Origin of the sequence: Nocardioides hankookensis, assembly GCF_042658885.1 — a bacterium.
Taxonomy (GTDB): domain Bacteria; phylum Actinomycetota; class Actinomycetes; order Propionibacteriales; family Nocardioidaceae; genus Nocardioides; species Nocardioides hankookensis.
The window spans coordinates 127239-144740 of record NZ_JBHSRJ010000009.1; the positions used below are offsets into that span (position 1 = coordinate 127239).

Annotated in this window: 17 protein-coding genes; 10 read left to right on the forward strand and 7 right to left on the reverse strand. The window is 72.0% G+C overall.

Going from position 1 to position 17502, the window contains the following annotated elements; translation table 11 throughout:
* The first annotated feature begins 11 nt into the window (after positions 1-11).
* Genes ACFPYL_RS20015 through ACFPYL_RS20025 form a run of 3 tightly spaced genes read left to right on the forward strand, consistent with a single transcriptional unit; the run spans position 12 to position 2392 of the window.
* Entirely contained in the window at positions 12-440 is a 429-nt protein-coding gene (locus ACFPYL_RS20015) for a MarR family winged helix-turn-helix transcriptional regulator (RefSeq protein WP_379158495.1), read from the forward strand.
* Positions 437-1825, forward strand: a complete 1389-nt coding sequence (locus tag ACFPYL_RS20020; RefSeq protein WP_379158498.1) for an MFS transporter — start codon at positions 437-439, stop codon at positions 1823-1825. The genes ACFPYL_RS20015 and ACFPYL_RS20020 overlap by 4 nt, the downstream gene beginning before the upstream one ends.
* Positions 1826-2392, forward strand: a complete 567-nt coding sequence (locus tag ACFPYL_RS20025; RefSeq protein ID WP_379158501.1) for an isochorismatase family protein — start codon at positions 1826-1828, stop codon at positions 2390-2392.
* Here the strand turns inward: ACFPYL_RS20025 and ACFPYL_RS20030 are convergent.
* Positions 2379-3131, reverse strand: coding sequence for a DinB family protein (locus ACFPYL_RS20030; protein WP_379158504.1), 753 nt, complete (start codon positions 3129-3131; stop codon positions 2379-2381). The two genes, ACFPYL_RS20025 and ACFPYL_RS20030, sit on opposite strands and share 14 nt — an antisense overlap.
* Positions 3132-3166: 35 nt before the next feature.
* Positions 3167-3697 (reverse strand): Dps family protein, encoded by a 531-nt coding sequence (locus ACFPYL_RS20035; protein WP_379158507.1) that lies wholly within the window; start codon positions 3695-3697, stop codon positions 3167-3169.
* 158 nt (positions 3698-3855) lie between these two features.
* Between ACFPYL_RS20035 and ACFPYL_RS20040 the strand changes: the two genes are divergently transcribed.
* Together ACFPYL_RS20040 and ACFPYL_RS20045 are read left to right on the forward strand one after the other, a co-directional pair.
* On the forward strand, positions 3856-4275 hold the full coding sequence (locus ACFPYL_RS20040) for a DUF7144 family membrane protein (RefSeq protein ID WP_379158510.1): 420 nt from the start codon (positions 3856-3858) through the stop codon (positions 4273-4275).
* 38 nt (positions 4276-4313) lie between these two features.
* On the forward strand, positions 4314-4709 hold the full coding sequence (locus tag ACFPYL_RS20045) for an SHOCT domain-containing protein (RefSeq protein ID WP_379158513.1): 396 nt from the start codon (positions 4314-4316) through the stop codon (positions 4707-4709).
* A gap of 76 nt (positions 4710-4785) precedes the next feature.
* On the opposite strand, the gene ACFPYL_RS20050 is transcribed toward ACFPYL_RS20045, so the two are convergent.
* Both ACFPYL_RS20050 and ACFPYL_RS20055 read right to left on the reverse strand, forming a co-directional pair.
* Positions 4786-5082 (reverse strand): SHOCT domain-containing protein, encoded by a 297-nt coding sequence (locus tag ACFPYL_RS20050; RefSeq protein ID WP_379158516.1) that lies wholly within the window; start codon positions 5080-5082, stop codon positions 4786-4788.
* Between the two features lie 23 nt (positions 5083-5105).
* Positions 5106-5537: a DUF6325 family protein gene (locus tag ACFPYL_RS20055; protein ID WP_379158519.1), complete on the reverse strand. Its 432-nt coding sequence runs from the start codon at positions 5535-5537 to the stop codon at positions 5106-5108.
* A gap of 118 nt (positions 5538-5655) precedes the next feature.
* Between ACFPYL_RS20055 and ACFPYL_RS20060 the strand changes: the two genes are divergently transcribed.
* From ACFPYL_RS20060 to ACFPYL_RS20075, 4 genes are read left to right on the forward strand one after another with little or no spacing between them, the layout of a single operon-like run.
* On the forward strand, positions 5656-8379 hold the full coding sequence (locus ACFPYL_RS20060; protein WP_379158522.1) for a cation-translocating P-type ATPase: 2724 nt from the start codon (positions 5656-5658) through the stop codon (positions 8377-8379).
* Positions 8376-9140, forward strand: a complete 765-nt coding sequence (locus ACFPYL_RS20065) for a hypothetical protein (RefSeq protein ID WP_379158525.1) — start codon at positions 8376-8378, stop codon at positions 9138-9140. The genes ACFPYL_RS20060 and ACFPYL_RS20065 overlap by 4 nt, the downstream gene beginning before the upstream one ends.
* Before the next feature lie 2 nt (positions 9141-9142).
* Complete coding sequence (locus ACFPYL_RS20070; protein ID WP_379158528.1) at positions 9143-9631, forward strand: DUF1269 domain-containing protein; 489 nt, start codon at positions 9143-9145, stop codon at positions 9629-9631.
* Positions 9624-10118, forward strand: a complete 495-nt coding sequence (locus ACFPYL_RS20075; RefSeq protein ID WP_379158531.1) for a hypothetical protein — start codon at positions 9624-9626, stop codon at positions 10116-10118. Before ACFPYL_RS20070 ends, ACFPYL_RS20075 begins: the two co-directional genes overlap by 8 nt.
* Here the strand turns inward: ACFPYL_RS20075 and ACFPYL_RS20080 are convergent.
* The gene (locus ACFPYL_RS20080) at positions 10099-11739 is read right to left on the reverse strand and encodes an MFS transporter (RefSeq protein WP_379158534.1); all 1641 of its coding nucleotides are present in this window, start codon (positions 11737-11739) and stop codon (positions 10099-10101) included. The genes ACFPYL_RS20075 and ACFPYL_RS20080 overlap by 20 nt on opposite strands.
* A 138-nt stretch (positions 11740-11877) precedes the next feature.
* Here ACFPYL_RS20080 and ACFPYL_RS20085 point away from each other — a divergent pair, with 138 nt between their 5' ends.
* Positions 11878-12486, forward strand: coding sequence for a hypothetical protein (locus ACFPYL_RS20085; RefSeq protein WP_379158537.1), 609 nt, complete (start codon positions 11878-11880; stop codon positions 12484-12486).
* Here ACFPYL_RS20085 and ACFPYL_RS20090 read toward each other — a convergent pair.
* A complete protein-coding gene (locus ACFPYL_RS20090; RefSeq protein WP_379158540.1) occupies positions 12459-15137 on the reverse strand; it encodes a LuxR C-terminal-related transcriptional regulator in 2679 nt (892 codons plus the stop codon). The genes ACFPYL_RS20085 and ACFPYL_RS20090 overlap by 28 nt on opposite strands.
* Before the next feature lie 133 nt (positions 15138-15270).
* Positions 15271-17490, reverse strand: coding sequence for a catalase/peroxidase HPI (katG, locus tag ACFPYL_RS20095; RefSeq protein ID WP_379158543.1), 2220 nt, complete (start codon positions 17488-17490; stop codon positions 15271-15273).
* Positions 17491-17502 lie beyond the last annotated feature (12 nt).

A 17502-nucleotide genomic window follows, 5' to 3' on the forward strand; every position in this document is an offset into this window, starting at 1 on the left:
AGCCTGATGGTATGCCGTCCCCCGACCGCGTCGCGCGCGAGCTCCAGGCCAGCCTGGGGCTCCTGATCCGCCGGCTGCGCCAGGTGCGGGTCGTCGACGACCTGAGCCAGCCGGAGAGCACCGCCCTGGCCAGCCTGGTCCGCACCGCGCCGGCGACCTCCGCCGACCTCGCGCGCATCGAGGACATCACCGCGCAGTCGATGCACGCGACCATCACGACCCTGGAGCGGCGTGGCTTCGTGCGCCGTACGACGGATCCCGCCGACGGCCGCCGGATGCTCGTCGACCTGACCGATGCCGGACGCGCCATGGCCGGCCGCAAGCGCGACGCCCGGGCCGAGCAGCTCGCCGCAGCGCTCACGGAGCACTTCACCGCCGAGGAGCGCGCGGCCCTGCTCGCCGCCTCCCCGCTGCTGGAGCGGCTGGCGAAGCTCCTGTGACCGCCTCGGCTGCCATCCGCACGAGGTTCGACCGGCGCCTGATCGCGCCGATGGTCCTGGGGTCGATGCTGAACCCGATCAACTCCTCGATCATCACGGTGTCGCTCATCCCGATCGGCCGAGCGTTCGACGCCTCCCCCGCCCGCACCGCCTGGCTGGTGTCGGCGCTCTACGTGGCGACGGCGATCGGCCAGCCGGTGGTCGGACGCCTGGTCGACGTGCTCGGGCCACGCCGGCTCTACCTCGGCGGCGCCGTCCTCGTCGGGCTCGCGGGGGTGATCGGCCTGGTCGCGCAGGACCTCTGGACCCTGGTCGTCGCCCGGATCGTGCTCGGGGTCGGCACCTGCGCGGGCTACCCGTCTGCGATGTACCTGATCCGCGCCGAGGGGCGGCGGACCGGCGAGGACAGCCCGTCGGGCGTCCTCACGGTGCTCGCGGTCTCGGCCCAGACCATCGCCGTCATCGGCCCGACGCTCGGCGGCCTGCTGATCGGCGTCGCGGGGTGGCGCGCCACCTTCGCGGTCAACATCCCGATCGCGATCGCCTGCCTCTGGCTGGGCGCCCGGCGACTGCCCCGGCACGACGCCCTGGAGGAGACTCGCCAGCACGGACGGTTCGACGTCGCCGGCACGGTGCTCTTCGGGGTCGCGCTGGTCTCGACGATGCTCTTCTTGATGGAGCGGCGGGCAGACCTGTGGCCGCTGCTCGTCCTTGCCCTGGCCAGCCTGACTCTGTTCGCGTACGCCGAGCTGCGCCACCGCGATCCGTTCGTCGACCTGCGCCTGCTGGGCGCCAGTCCCGCGCTGGTCGCGACGTACGCCCGCAACCTCCTCTCGGCGACGGTCACCTATGCGTTCATCTACGGGTTCACCCAGTGGCTCCAGGAGAGTCGCGACCTCAGCCCGGCCGCGGCCGGGCTGATGTCCGTGCCGATGTTCGCGACGGCGATCGCGGTGTCGACGCTCACCGGACGCAACCCGCGCATCCGGGCGAAGCTGGTGGTCGGCTCGGCCGTCCAGCTCGGCGTGTGCGCCGGGCTGCTGCTGGTGTCGGCGAGCACCCCGCTGTGGACGCTGGCCTTGCTCACGCTCGCGCTCGGCGTCCCCCAGGGCCTGATCAGCCTGGCCAACCAGAACGCGGTCTACCACCAGTCACCGGCAGCCCGGATCGCCTCGTCCGCCGGCCTGCTGCGCACCTCGATGTACGTCGGCGCGGTGCTGGCCGCCGCGGCGACCGGCACGTTCCTGCACGCCGGTGCCACCACCGTCGGTCTGCACGCGCTCGCCACGTACGCGCTCGTCGCCGCCGCCCTCGCGCTCGCACTCGCCCTGGCCGACCGCAGCCTCGCGCGCGTCGGCGTCCGTCCCCAACCTCAGGAGAGCTGAATGCCGCTCACTGCCCTCGACCCGACCGCCGCGCTCGTGGTCATCGACCTCCAGCAGGGCATCGTCGCCCTGCCGACGGCACATCCGACCGGCCCGGTCGTGGCGAGGTCGGCGGCGCTCGCGCAGGCCTTCCGGACGCAGGGGCTGCCGGTCGTCCTCGTGAACGTCACCGGCGCCGCCCCCGGACGCACCGACGCGCAGCGCACCGCTCCGCCGCGCCCGGCGCCGGGCCCGGACTGGGCAGACCTGGTCGACGAGCTCGCGGTCGCCGACGACGACATCCTCGTGACCAAGCAGCGGATCGGTGCGTTCATCGGCACCGACCTGCACGCCGAGCTGAGCCGACGTGGCGTCACCCAGGTGGTGCTGACCGGCGTCGCGACCGGGAGCGGCGTCGAGGCCACCGCGCGCTCTGCGCACGACCACGGCTACCACGTGGTGCTCGTGACCGACGCGATGACCGACCGCTCCGCCGAGGTGCACGACCACAGCGTGCAGGTCACCTTCCCGCGGCTCGGCGAGACCGCGACGACCGACGAGGTGCTCGCGGCGCTCAACGCTCGCTGAGACCGGCCTCCAGGATCGCGAGGTCGCGCTCGGCGAAGCGCCGGTGCTCCCACTCCTCGTTGAGGATGGCGCCCAGGCAGCGGCGTACGGCGTAGCTGTCGGTGGGCGGGTAGGCCGCTCCCGGCACCGGCTCGGTCGTCCCCGCGAGCCGCTCGTCGGTCAGCTCGGCGATCTGCTGCCCGACGACGGCCATCCGCTCGGCCCGCACCGCCAGCACCTCGTCGAGCGACGGGCGGGCGTCGAGGTCGCGCGGCACGACGCCGGTCTCGTCGACCATCTCGGAGTGCGGCAGCCCGAGCGGGTGGAAGGGCGCCGGGTCGCCGAGCAGGGCGCAGAGCACCCAGGCGTCGGTCGCCATCACCAGGTGGCGCAGGGTCTCGATGAAGGACCACTCACCGTCGACCCGCTCGTCCAGCAGCTCGGGAGGCAGCCGGCGGGCCCGGTCGACCGCTTCGGCCCAGCGCTGCTCGACGAGCGGCCACGCGGCGCGGAAGCCGTCGGCGTCGGTCGGTCGCATCAGGACCCGCTCCGGGTCGAGCCGGTCCATCTCGGCCGCGACGTACGGCGCCACGTCGACGCCGTTGACGACCAGCTCGCCGAAGTCGCCGTCGAGCTCGAGCCGGTCGGCCCAGCCACCGCGGATCAGGACGCCGCTGAGGTTGACGTCGCCGAACCGGCTCCCGCTGAGGTCCACGACGTGGAAGCGGGAGCCGGTGAGGTCACGGTCGATGAAGTCCATGCCGGCAGCCTGCCACCCGCCGCCGACACCGCCACTCAGCGCAGGATCGGCCGCGGCAGGCTCGCGTTGGCGACCCGGTTCTCGGCGTCGATCATCCAGGCGAGCTGCTCGAGACGCTCGATGATCGCGTGCAGGATGTCGGCGGTGGTGGGGTCCTCGGCGTCGACGTCGTCGTGGATCCGGCGGGCGGTGCCCGTCACGGCGTAGATGCTCGCCACGATCAGGTCGACGGTCTGGGCGGTGTTGACCTCACCGGCCGGGAAGTCCGGCAGGCTCGACCTCTCGGCCACCGTCGCCGAGCGTCCGTCCGGGATCACGTAGACGGCGCGCATCCGCTCGGCCACCTGGTCGGAGAACTCACGGGCCGCGTCGACGACCTCGTCGAGGGCCAGGTGCAGGTCGCGGAAGTTGAGGCCGACGACGTTCCAGTGCGCCTGCTTGCCGACCAGGTGCAGGTCGATCAGGTCCACGGAGAGCTGTTGGAGGTGGGTGGCCAGCTGCTCCGACGCGGTGAACGGCGGGGTGGCGGTGTGCGTGGTCTGCTCGCTGTGCAGCAGGTCGCTCATGGGGGTGTCCTTCCGTCGGGGTCAGCACCAACCCAAGCACCTTTTCTGGAATGGTTCCAGAAAGGTGAGGCTTGCCTACGCCCACCCCGCCCGGGGTGGTGCGGGGCCACCCACCTCCGACCCACCATCGGAGGCACCGGTCACGAGGAGGCGCACGCATGAGCTCGGAATCCCGCAACGACATCGACTACTCGACCCGCGGGATGTTCGCCGACTTCACGGCGACCTTCGCGGGCGTGCTGCTCGTCATCGCCGGTGGCTTCGACGTGCTCCAGGGTCTGTCGGCGATCGCGAACGACGACCTGTACGCCGCCGGCAGCGAGTACCTCTACAAGCTCGACATGACCGTGTGGGGCACCGTCCACCTCGTCATCGGGATCGTCGGGATCGTCGTGGGTGTCGGCATCACCGTCCGTGCCTCGTGGGCCCCGGTGTGCGGCATGGTCGTCGCCGGCCTGGCGATGCTCACCAACTTCGCCTTCCTGCCGTTCTACCCCTTCTGGGGGATCGTCATCATCGCGTTCAACGCCCTGGTGATCTGGGCGCTCAGCGTGCAGCTGCGCGACTACCAGCACTGATCGACAACCAACTCCATCACTCTCGCAGGAGGTTCACCGTGGTCACCGTCTTGGAGTACAGCCCGGGCGACGTCTTCCTCAGCATGCTCTGGTTCTTCCTCTTCTTCATCTGGATCTGGCTGCTGATCAGCGTGTTCGGCGACATCTTCCGCAGCGACGACCTCGGCGGGTGGGGCAAGGCCCTGTGGACGGTCTTCGTGATCCTCCTGCCCTACCTCGGCGTCTTCGTCTACCTGATCGCGCGCGGCCACAAGATGGGCGAGCACGCCGTGCGCGACGCCTCCAGGCAGGAGCAGCAGATGCGCTCCTACGTCCAGAGCGTGGCCGGCTCGTCGAGCACGGCCGGCGAGATCCAGCACCTCGCCGAGCTCCGGGACGCGGGCACCATCACCGACGCGGAGTTCCAGCAGGCGAAGGCCAAGCTCCTCGCCTGAGGCTCCGGACAGCGGAACGGCCCCCTCGCTCCAGGCGAGGGGGCCGTTCTGCGTACGACGTGGGGTACGACGGGCTCTACAGGCCGGCGAGCGCCTTGGCCTTCTGCGCCTCGAACTCGGCCTCGGTCAGGATCCCCTGGTCGCGGAGCGCGCCGAGCTTCTGGAGCGTCTCGATCAGGTCGTCCGAGCTGGCGGCGGCGGGCGCGGCCGGAGCGGGCGGCGGGGGCGCGGCGGCCTGCTGCTGCTGGTAGGCCTGGGCGTCCTGCTGCTGTGCCCAGCGGTTGGCCTGCCTGCGGGAGACGTTGTTGGAGACGTGGGTGGCGGTACCGGCGATGACGGCCGTGCGGGCCATGGTGCCGAGCAGTCGGGGCATGTCTGGATCCTCTCGTCAGGGCTTCAGGAGTTGAGCGCGCTCAGCGCCTCGTTGACGGTCTCGGCCGGGATCCGGCCGCTGGCGATGAACTCGGCGCCGTTCTTGCGCATCGCCGTCACGAACGGCTCGGCCCAGGTGTTCTCGTAGACGATCAGGGCGACCGCGTTGCCCGGCTCGATCAGGCCGGCGGCCTCGGCGATGTCGTCGTCGTCGAGGAGTCCTGAGCGCACGCCCTCGAAGACGACGAGGTCGAGCTCGCCGTCCCCGTCGACGTCGGTGAGCTCCACGGCGGTGAAGGAGCCGTCCTCGTCCACGAGTGCGACGACGGCGTCCAGGATGCGGATGATCCCTCGATCGGTGAGGTCGACCAGCGCAGCGAGTCCCTCGCCGTTCATCTTCTGCGTCGGGATCTCGATGGCCAGGTAGTCGATCGGACCCGCGTCGAGCTCGGTCATGCTCTCCTCCTCGGTGACACGCTGCTGTTGGCGTCCACCATGTCACGCGCCCGGGTAGGTGCGGACCACCCTTGTCCGGGTGAGGCGGGACCACCCGCGCGGTCACGACGATCGGTCCATGACGAACGCCGCATCGCTCGCCCGCGCGCCGCAGGGCACCGACCCCGCGTCCGCGACGGCGGACCAGGTCGCGGCGAGCCTCGGCGTGGACGTCGCCCAGGGGCTGAGTGCCGCGGAGGCGGCCTCGCGGCTCGCCTCCCTCGGCCCGAACGCTCTCGCTGGCGGGAAGCAGGAGCCCGCGTGGAGAGCGTTCCTGCGGCAGTACGAGGACTTCATGCAGCTGGTGCTGCTCGCCGCCGCGCTCGTCAACCAGCTGGTCACCCAGGACACCGGCACCACCGTCGTGCTCGCCGGGCTCACGGTCTTCAACGCGGTGATCGGCCTGCGCCAGGAGGCCAAGGCGGAGGAGAGCGTGAAGGCGCTCTCGCAGATGATGAAGACGATCGCCCGGGTACGCCGGGACGGGCAGGCCGTCGAGATCGACGCCTCCGAGCTGGTGCCGGGTGACGTGGTGCTGGTCGAGGCCGGCAACCGGGTGCCCGCCGACGGTCGGGTGACGCTCGCGGCCACGCTCGAGATCGAGGAGGCCGCCCTCACCGGCGAGAGCCTGCCGGTGGGCAAGACCGCCGAGCCCGTGGTCGGGACCGACATCCCGCTCGGCGACCGCATCTGCATGGCGTACATGAACACCTCGGTCACCCGCGGCCGCGGCGAGATGGTCGTGACCTCGACCGGCATGGACACCGAGATCGGCCACATCGCCGACATGCTGGCGAACACCGCAACCAGCAAGACGCCGCTCCAGCGGCAGCTCGACTCGCTGTCGAAGATCATCGCGTCGATCGCCGCGGTCGCGCTGGTGGTCGTGGTCCTGCTCGGCCTGGCTCAGGGCGAGTCGTTCGACACCCTCTTCATCACCGGCGTCGCCCTCGCGGTGGCCGCCATCCCGACCGGCCTGCCTGCGGTCGTCACCGCCCTGCTCTCCATGGGCACCCGGGAGATCGCCCGCCGCAACGCGATCGTGAAGCGGCTGCCGGCGGTGGAGACGTTGGGGTCGACCTCGGCGATCTGCTCGGACAAGACCGGCACGCTGACGCTCAACAAGATGACCGCCCGCGAGATCGTGATCCCCGGCCAGAACCGCTACACCGTGACCGGCGAGGGCTACAGCACCGCCGGCGAGATCCGGCACGTCGGCGGTCAGCGGCACGACCTGGACCCCTACCTGCTGCCGATGGTGCTGTGCGCCGACGCCGTGCTCGACGCCGAGACCCTGATCGGCGACCCGACCGAGGGTGCCCTGATCGTGCTGGGCGCCAAGGGCGGCCTCGACATCACCGAGACCCGGGCCGCGCTCCCCCGGGTGGCCGAGGTCCCGTTCGACTCCGACTACAAGTTCATGGCGACCTTCCACGACATGACCGGCGACGACGGACGCCCGGTGGTGCGCTGCTACGTCAAGGGCGCGCCCGACGTGCTGATCGCGCGGAGCACGACGTACCGCCACCCCGACGGCAGCGTGGTGGCGATCGACGACGACACCCGGCGCCTCGCACTGGAGGCCAACGACCGGATCGCGAACGCCGGGGAGCGGGTCATGGTGGTCGCCCAGCGCGACTTCGAGCCGGGCGGCCTGCCGTCCGGAGCCGGGCTGATCGAGGTCGTCCAGGACCTCACCCTGCTCGCGATGGTCGGCATCGTCGACCCGCCCCGGCCGGAGGCGCGGGTCGCGATCGCGGAGTGCCACGAGGCCGGCATCCGGGTCCGGATGATCACCGGCGACCACGCCACCACGGCGGCCGCGATCGCCGGTGAGCTGGGCATCGAGGGACGCGCCGTGACCGGCACCGAGTTCGCCGCGATGAGCGACGAGCAGCTGAGCGCCGAGATCGACGACATCGGTGTGATCGCCCGCGTGGCGCCCGAGGACAAGGTGCGCCTGGTCCGGATCCTCAAGGAGAGGAACAACGTCGTCGCGATGACCGGTGACGGCGTCAACGACGCGCCCGCGCTGAAGACCGCCGACATCGGCGTCGCGATGGGCATCACCGGCACCGAGGTCTCGAAGGAGGCCGCGGTGATGATCCTGACCGACGACAACTTCGCGACCATCGTCGGTGCCGTCGCCTACGGCCGGGCGCTCTACGACAACCTGCTGAAGTACCTCCGCTTCCAGATGTCGACGCTGGTGGCCTACATCGCGATCTTCGTCGGCGCGGGCGTCTTCGGCATCGCCTCGGGCGCGCCGCTGAACCCGCTCCAGATCCTCTGGCTCAACATGGTCGTCGACATCCCGCTCGCCCTCGCGCTCGGCTTCGACGAGCCGGCGCGCGGCCTGATGTCGCGGGCACCGCGACCGCTCGGTGCTCCCGTCCTGTCGCGCAACAACTGGGTCCGGCTCTGCGTGCAGGGAGCCGTGATGACGGTCGGCGCGCTGGCGGCGTACCAGATCGGGGACCACCAGGGCGACGCGATCCTGGCCTCGACGATGCTGCTGACGACGCTCTCGCTCTTCCACCTCGTCGGCGCGCTGCTCAGCCGCGACCAGGTCGGCACCATCTTCGACCGGGACTCCCTCCCGGGCGTCGTCCAGCTGCGTCGGTACGCCCTCGCGCTGCTGGCGATCATCGCCATCACCGCGCTCGACTTCCTCGAGCGCATCTTCGACACGACCGGCCTGGACCTCGACCAGTGGTTCCTCTGCATCGGCATCGCCGCCTCGCTCCTCGTCGTCGAGGAGCTCATCAAGGTCGTCGTCCGGCGCGGAGGAGCCACGGCATGAGCGCCCTGCCGACGTACACCGCCGAGCAGCTGTCCGGCATCCTCGCCCTGCTGCCGGGTGTCGACGCCGTCGAGCTCAAGCTCACGGTCGACCACCTCGAGCACCGGAGGGTCCTCGCGAGCCTCGGCATCGACCCGCTGGACGCACAGGTCCGCCAGGTCGCCTTCATCGACACCCCCGACCTGCGCCTGTCCGCGGCCGGTCTCGTCGTGCGCGCCCGCCGTACCCAGCGCAAGTCCGGCGACGCGACCGTCAAGCTGCGCCCGATGCTGCCGGACCAGGTGCCGGAGGGGCTGCGGGAGCTGCCGGGCTTCAAGGTGGAGGTCGACGCCTCGCCGTCCGGCTACACCTGCTCCTGCTCCCTCACCGCCGACGTCGCCGACCGCCGGATCAAGCAGGTGTACGACGGGGAGCGCGCCATCGCCGACGTGCTGGCCGAGCCGCAGCTCGCCCTGCTGACGTCTCGGCTCCCGGAGGACGTCGCGCTCGAGGAGCTGCGCGTCCTGGGACCGCTGACGCTGCTCAAGTGCAAGTTCCAGCCCGCGGGCTACCCCCGACCGGTGGTCGCCGAGGTGTGGTTCCTGCCCGACGGCACGCGCCTGCTGGAGCTCTCGACGAAGTCGGCTCCGGCAGAGGCGTTCCAGGCCGCCGCCGAGACTAAGATCTTCCTGGCCGGTCACGGCGTCGACCTCGCCGCTCCCCAGGAGGCGAAGACCCGGACCGCGCTCGCCGCACTCACGGCGACGCTCGACAAGGAGTGACGATGACGACGTTCACGGTGTGGAAGTTCGACAGTCCCGACGGGGCGCTGCAGGCCGAGTCCTCGCTGCAGGCTGCCGCCTCCGACGGCCTGGTCACGATCGTCGACCACGCCGTCATGGTGTGGGAGCACGACGCCGACAAGCCTGACCTGCACCACAAGCACGACGGCCCCAAGCGCGGCGCCGCGTGGGGCGCTTTGTGGGGCATCCTCGGTGGCGCCCTCTTCGCGATCCCGGTGGCCGGGGTCGTCCTCGGTGCCGGGATCGGCGCCCTCGCCAAGGCGACGGCCGGCACCGGCATCACCAAGGATGACCTGGAGCGGATCCGCACCGAGGTCACCCCCGGCACGTCGGCGCTGTTCCTGGTCACCGAGGATGCCGACATGGACCGGCTCGGCGAGCGGTTCCACGGACGCGACAGCCGGCTCATCAGCACCAACCTGACCGAGGCCGAGCGGGAGACGCTGCTCGAGACGTTCGGCGGTGGCTGAGCCTCGTCGCCGCGACCCGTTGGGCCTGGTCCGCGGTGGGGAGGGCGCCATCACGGGCACGGTTGTCTGCGCGGCCGCGATCGCCTACAGCGCCGGCTACAAGGAGTCCATCGGCCAGCTCGGCCTGGTCATCCTCGGCACGGTCGCCGTCTACTGGATCGCGCACCTGCACGCCGTCACCATCGGCAGCTCGCTGACGCACCAGCACCACCCGCTGACCGCGCTGCGACACGCCTTCTTCGAGACGCTGCCCATCGCGGGCGCCTCCGTCGTCCCGCTCGGCGTCCTGCTGGTGTCCTACCTGCTGGGCGCCGACCTGAAGACCGCTGCCTGGGTGGCGCTGATCGCCTCGATCGGGCTGCTGACGGCGTACAGCTTCCTGGCGGGCGTCCGCGGCGGCCTCGACACGTGGGGCCGGATCGGCAGCGCGGCTGCCGGCCTGTGCCTCGGTCTGCTGGTCGTCGCTCTCAAGGTCGCACTGCACTAGCGGCTTCGGGCTCCGAGCCCACCGGCTTCGTGGGCAGCAGCCGGGTCAGGAAGATCGCGATCGCCGCGATCACGGCCAGCACCGTGAGCGCCGTCCGCAGCCCGACGAGCCGGGCGTCCGCGTTCTCGTCGACGACCGCTTGCTGGGCCTCGGGGCTGAGGTCGGTGTCGGCGAGCGCCGCCTCGAGGTCGGGGTCGGACACGAAGGGGATGCCGCTGGCGAGCTCGACCTCGGCCTGGTCGACGACCGAGTCGGGGATGTCGTCGTTGCCCTGGACGCCGACGAAGAAGCTGGCTGACAGCGCCCCGATCAGCACCGACCCGGCCAACGCCGTACCCAGCGAGGCCCCGAGGTTGGTCGCGGTGTTCTGGAGGCCGCCCACCTCGCCGCTGCGCTCGTCCGGTACGGCGGACACGGTCACCGCCCCCAGCTGCGAGGAGAGCGCACCGACGCCGAGCCCGGCGAGCAGGAGCGGCAGCGTCACGATCTCGGGGCCCGCCCCCGCCTCGAGCGCGCCGATCAGGGCGACGATGCCGCCGAGCAGCGCGGCCAGCCCCCAGGTGACGACCTTGCGCGGGGAGATGTCCGGCCAGAGCCGTGGGATCCCGATCGCCGCGATGAGCAGCGTGACCGACAGCGGCAGCAGCCGGATGCCGGTGTCGAGCGCGCTGAGGCCGAGCGCCACGGAGAGGAAGAGCGGAATCGTGAAGAAGAGCCCCGCCTGGAGCAGGAACTGGAAGAAGAACATGGTGAGCCCGCCGACCAGGCGCGCGTTGCGCAGCATGGCGAGGTCGATGAGCGGCTCCCGACCGCGCTCCGCCATCCGGAGCTCCCACCACACGAAGACGCGCAGCACGATCAGCCCGGCCACGACCAGCCAGACCGTGGCCGAGATGCCGAGCAGCTCGGGCGCACCCGGCTTGGCCGTCACCCAGCCCCACTCGCCCGAGCGCAGGACGCCGTACACAGCGAGGCCGAGGCCGAGCGCGGAGAGCACCACGCCGACCAGGTCGATCCTGGCCCGGGCACCCGGCGCGGCGTCCTGGATCCGGCGGGTCATGGCCAGGATGCCGATCACGACGACCACCTCGCCGGCGAAGACCAGCCGCCAGGTCCAGTACGTCGTGACCGCGCCGCCGATCAGCGGGCCGGCAGCCACCGCGATGGCACCCGCCGAGGCCACCAGGCCGTAGGCACGGGGCCGCTCGGCGGCCGCGAAGTTGGCTGCGACGAGGGCGACGATCGCCGGCATGATGAGCGCGGCACCGAGGCCCTCCAGCACCGACCAGCCCAAGATGAGCACCGTCAGGTTGGGCGACAGCGCCGTGGTGAGCGACCCGGCGCCGTAGATCACGCAGCCGAGGGCGAAGGCCCGGCGGTGCCCGATCATCGTGCCGATCTTGCCGCCGGTGATCATCATGGTGGCCATCACCAGCGTGTAGAGGGTGATCGCCGTCTGCACGCCGGTGATCGTGGTGCCGATGTCGGCCGCGACCTGCGCGATCGACACGTTCATCACCGAGCTGTCCAGCGTCATCAGGAACTGACCGGACGCCAGCGTGAGGAGGACGGCACCCGAGGCCGCGGCGACCTTGCTCGGGCCGGCGGTCGCTGACGACATGGGCACCCCTTCCGGGTCGGGTGCGCCCCAGCATGGTGGCGGCGCGGGTGGCCGGACCTCACCCCTCGCGGGGTGGTGTCGAGCCACCCGCACCGCTGCGACGATCCCCGGGACGAGACGACCAGGCGGGTGATGCACATGGCCGAGGACCACCCCGACCTGGACCTGCTCGAGTACGTGCTGGTCTCCGCCGGCACCGTCGAGGGTCTCGCGTCCGTCGCGACCGCCGTCGCCGACACCGTCGGGAGCGGCGCGATCCGGCTGGTCGACGCCGTGCTCCTGGTGCGCGCCGACGGGCGGACCAAGGTCGCGGTCGGCGAGCTCGCCGACCATGCGCAGCTCGCACCGTTGGCGGCGGTCGTCGAGGCGGAGAGCGCCGGCGTGCAGCTGAGCCTGCACGACATCGAGCTCGCCTCCGTGACCCTCGCACCGGGCGTGGCCGCCCTGCTGCTCCTGGTCGAGGACCGGTGGGCCGAGCCGGTGTCCGTGGCGGCGCGTGCCGCCGGAGGCCAGGTGACGGCCGGGGAGCGGATCGGCCGGCGCCGGGCGCAGGCAGCGCTCGGTGCGGCGGAGCGGCGGCACCGCGCCGACCTGCTCTCGCGCAGCCCGGTGGCGGTCAAGGCGGTCGCGTCCTCGGGCCTGGTCGACCAGGCCGCGCAGGTGCGCAAGCTGGCGCGACTCGTCGACCAGGGGCTGCTGTCGCTGGAGCAGTACGAGGTTCAGCGCCGCCGGGTGCTCGACGGCTGAGCACGCCGCAGGCCCGTCAGCGACCGGGCCATCTCCGCCGCCTCGGCGCGCGACGTGCAGCCGAGCTTGCGGTAGATCACCTTGAGGTGGAACTTCAGGGTGTTGATCGAGATGAAGAGCTCGTCCGCGATCTCGCGCAGCGTGAGCCTGCTCGGGAGCATCCGCAGCACCTCGAGCTCGCGCTCGGTGAGCTGCTCGACGGCGTCCGGCGCGGGGTACGCCGCCGACTCGCCCGGGACGGCCGCGCGGCGGAGGCGGTCGAGCCACGACGTCGGAGCCCGCCAGGCGAGCCGCTCGACCGCCTCGACGACCTCCGGCCCCTCGGAGGCGACCGTCTGCACGAGTCCGTGGCCGGAGGCGATCCGCACCGCGTCGAGCAGGTGCCGCTCCGCCTCGTCCGCCGACGCGGTGACCCGGAAGAGCATCAGGTCGAGCACCACCTGGTGCCGCAGGCAGCGCGGGTCAGCCGCCTTGAGTGCGTCGTACGCCAGGTCGCGCTCCTCCGTGGCCACCAGGATCCGTGCCGAGCTGACGGCCGACCAGAACGGGTCCACCACCTGCTGCGCCCAGCTCCGCGCCCCCTCGACGTCGCCCGCGGCGAGGGCCAGCTGGGTGCCGGTGGTCGCCAGCCACGACCGCGCGCCCGGCCCGGTGAGCTCGGTGTCGACCAGCTCGGCGGCCTGACCGAAGGTGCGTGCGGCCGCCTCGAGATCGCCCTCGTCGAGCCGCACGCCCACGAGCTGGAGCCGCGACAGCAGGACGCAGTGGGGCGTGGGCTCCAGGCGGTCCTCCGCGCCCTCGAGCAGGAGTGGCATCGCGTCGGCCATGTCGCCGAGCTCGCGATGAGCGATGGCCTCGGCCACCATCGCCTCCGCCCGGAGGATCGACATGTTCGCCATCTCGGCAGCGGCGCGGGCACCGGCGACGACCCGGAGGGCATCGATGGGCCGCCCGGCCAACGACTCGCCCAGGGCCCGGGTGCCCTCGATGGCGAGCCGGCGCTCGGGGACGACGCCCAGCGCCCGGAGCACGGCGCGGACCTCCGCCCCCGATTCGTCCCACCGCTCCGAGTACGCGATGTCGCGCGCGACCATGTTCCACGCGAACTGCCCCAGCAGGTCGACCCACCAGGTCTCGCCCAGCTCCTCGATCGCCGATCGTGCGAGCGAGGCAGCGTCAGCCCAGTGCCCGCGGAGCGCCGAGGTCATCGACTGGAGCACCTCCAGCCGTGCCAGCAGCGTCCCGGACAGGTCGAGGTCGTCGCGCACCGACCGGCTCACCGTGTCGACCAGGGCGGTGAAGCGCCGCCGGTCCAGCAGCAGGTGCACCCAGGCGAAGTCCAGCATCGCCTCGACGTCCTGGGCCGCCACGTGGTCGGGGATCGCCGCGACGACCCGTCGGATGGTGCTCTCGTGGCCGCCGTCGTACAGCGCCTGCGCGTGGGTGGCCAGCAGCCGCAGCGCATCGCGGGGACGCTCGGCGCGCAGCCAGCAGTCGAGCGCGGAGAGCGCCTGCCCGTGGGCCTGGTGCCAGCCCGCCGCCCAGGCCAGCAGTCGCTGGACCCGCTCCGGCGACCGCTCGGTGAGCACCGTCAGCAGCGCCGCCCGGACGAGGCGGTGGATCTCGAAGCACCCCGCAGGCTCGACCCAGGTCACGAAGAGCCCGCGCGCCTCCGCCTCGCTGAGCAGGTCCGCTGCGTCCGGGCGCTCGGCCAGGACCTGGGCGAGGCCAGGGTCGACACGTTCCACGACGGAGGTGGCCAGGAGCACGTCCACGAGCTCGTCGCTCTCGGCAACCAGCACCTCGTGCCACACGTAGTCGGCCAGGTAGCGCCCGCCGTCACCGGGCTGCGGTAGGAAGCGCTCGCCCTGGGCCCGGGCCGACCGGGCCGCGAGGGCCGCGATCTGGATGCTCGCCGCCCACCCACCCGCGCGCGCAGCCGTCTCATGGGCGAGCGTGGGGTCCAGGTCGGGCACGAGCCGGGCCAGCACGGCTACGGCCTCGTCGAAGGTGAAGCGCAGCTCGGCGAAGTGCACCTCGCCCAGCTGACCACGGGCGCGCAGGCGGTGGACGGGCAGCCGGGGTTCGTGCCGGCTCGAGACGACCACGTGCAGCCACGTGGGGAGGTGCTGCACGAAGAGCGCCAGGGACGACGTGACCGCGTCGACGGAGTCGACCAGGTGGAGGTCGTCGACCACCAGGACGGCCGGTCCGGCGTCGCGCTGCTCCAGGTCGTCCAGCAGGGCGCCGATCGCGTCCGCGACACCGCCAGGACGCCGCAGCAGGTCGGCAGCCGGGACCGCGCAGCCCGGCGCGACCGCCTCCAGGGCCGCGAGCACTCCGCGCCAGAGCTGCACCGGGTCCTGGTCGGTCTCGTCCAGCGACAGCCAGGCGTAGGGGACCGCGGCCTCCGCCACCCAGCTGCGCAGCAACGAGGTCTTCCCCGATCCCGCCGGCGCAACGACCAGGGTGACCGGAGCGAGCGTCTCCGGCGCGAGCAGCTGGTGCAGCCGCGGGCGCGGGATCAGGTACGCCGGGTTCGCGGCGGGCCGCAGCTTCGCCGGGAAGATCGCCGACCGGGCCGCCGCCGACTGGGCGGCGAGCAGGCCGAGCCCGTCTCCGACCACCGGGTCGTGCCGGTCCTGGTCCACGCCCTACCCCCGTGTCCGCCCCCGAGGCCTCCAGCGTGGCACCTCACCCGGCAGGGTGGAACCCCCCGAATCGGGCGAAATATACGAGAGGCCCGCGCTGCCGCTGCGCGGGCCCCTCGTGCGAACCGGTCGATCAGGCGAGGTCGAAGCGGTCGGCCTCCATGACCTTGACCCACGCCGCGACGAAGTCGTGCACCAGCTTCTCCGTGGCGTCGTCGCTCGCGTAGACCTCGGCGAGGGCCCGCAGCTGCGAGTTCGAGCCGAAGACGAGGTCGACCGCGGTGGCGGTCCACTTCACGTCACCACTGGCGGCGTCGCGGATCTCGTAGACGTTCTCCTGCGACTCCGCGGCCTTCCACTCGGTGCCCGCGGTCAGCAGGTTGACGAAGAAGTCGTTGCTGAGCACGCCCGGGCGGTCGGTGAGGATGCCGTGCTGCGCGCCGTCGACGGTGTTGCCGAGCGCCCGCAGGCCGCCGACCAGGACGGTCATCTCGGGAGCCGTCAGGCCGAGCATGTAGGCCCGGTCCACGAGCAACGTCTCGGGCTGGAGCTTCTCGCCGGCCCGCAGGTAGTTGCGGAACCCGTCGGCGCGCGGCTCGAGCACCGCGAACGAGTCGACGTCGGTCTGCTCCTGGGTGGCGTCGGTGCGACCACCGTGGAACGGCACGGTCACCTGGACACCCGCGTCGCCGGCGGCCTTCTCGACCGCGGCCGACCCGGCCAGGACGACCAGGTCCGCCAGGGACACCTGGGCACCACCGGCCGCGTTGAACTCTGCCCGGATCGCCTCGAGCTTCTCCAGCACGCTCGCGAGCTGGGTCGGCTGGTTGACCGCCCAGCCGCGCTGCGGCTCCAGGCGGATGCGGGCGCCGTTCGCGCCGCCACGCTTGTCGGTCGAGCGGAAGCTCGCGGCCGACGCCCACGCGGTGGAGACGAGCTCGGAGACCGAGAGACCGGAGTCGAGCACCTTCTCCTTCAGGCTCGCGATGTCACCGGTGCCGAGCGGCGCGCCCTCGGCGGCCGGGACCGGGTCCTGCCACAGCTGCGGCTCGGGGACCCACGGGCCGAGGTAGCGACCGACCGGACCCATGTCGCGGTGCAGCAGCTTGTACCAGGCCTTGGCGAACGCCAGCGCGAACTCGTTGGGGTTCTCGAGGAAGCGGCGCGAGATCTTCTCGTACGCCGGGTCGAAGCGCAGCGCGAGGTCGCTGGTCAGCATCGTGGGCTTGCGCTTGGGCGAGTCCGCGGTCGGGCCGGGGATGATGTCCTCGGCGTCCTTGGCGACCCACTGGTGCGCGCCGGCGGGGCTCTTCGAGAGCTCCCACTCGTAGCCGAAGAGGATCTTGAAGAAGTCGTTGCTCCAGCGGGTCGGCGTCGTGGTCCAGGTGACCTCGAGGCCCGACGTGATCGCGTCGGCGCCCTTGCCGGAGCCGTAGGCGCTCTTCCAGCCGAGCCCCTGCTCCTCGAGCGGGGCACCCTCGGGCTCGGGGCCGACCAGGGCGGCGTCGCCGGCACCGTGGGTCTTGCCGAAGGTGTGGCCGCCGGCGATCAGGGCGACGGTCTCCTCGTCGTTCATCGCCATCCGGCCGAACGTGTCGCGGATGTCGCGGGCCGAGGCCAGCGGGTCCGGGTTGCCGTTGGGGCCCTCGGGGTTGACGTAGATGAGACCCATCTGGACCGCGCCGAGCGGGTCGGAGAGCTCGCGCTCGCCGCTGTAGCGCTCGTCGCCGAGCCAGGTGTCCTCCTGGCCCCAGAAGATCTCCTCCGGCTCCCAGACGTCCTCGCGGCCGAAGCCGAAGCCGAACGTCGTGAAGCCCATGTCCTCGAGCGCGATGTTGCCGGCGAGGACGAGCAGGTCGGCCCACGAGATCTTCTGGCCGTACTTCTGCTTGACCGGCCACAGCAGGCGGCGGGCCTTGTCCAGGTTGCCGTTGTCGGGCCAGCTGTTGAGCGGCGCGAACCGCTGGGCGCCGTCACCGGCGCCGCCGCGGCCGTCGTGGATCCGGTAGGTGCCGGCCGCGTGCCAGCTGAGCCGGATCATCAGGCCGCCGTAGTGGCCGAAGTCGGCCGGCCACCAGTCCTGCGAGGTGTTGAGGACCTCGACGACGTCGCGGCGCAGGGCCGCGAGGTCGAGCTTCTCGAACTCGGCGGCGTAGCTGAAGCCCTCACCCAGCGGGTTGCCCTGCGAGGAGTGCGCGTGCAGCACCGAGAGGTCGAGCTGGTTGGGCCACCAGTCCTGGTTCGTGTGCGGTCGACCGCCGGTCTTCGGCGTCGGCGCGTCGAGCGCCGGGTTCTCGCTCTCGCTCCCCTGCGCGCCACCGTTGTGTGCGACGGGGCATCCATCCTGGCTCATGTGTTTCCTTCC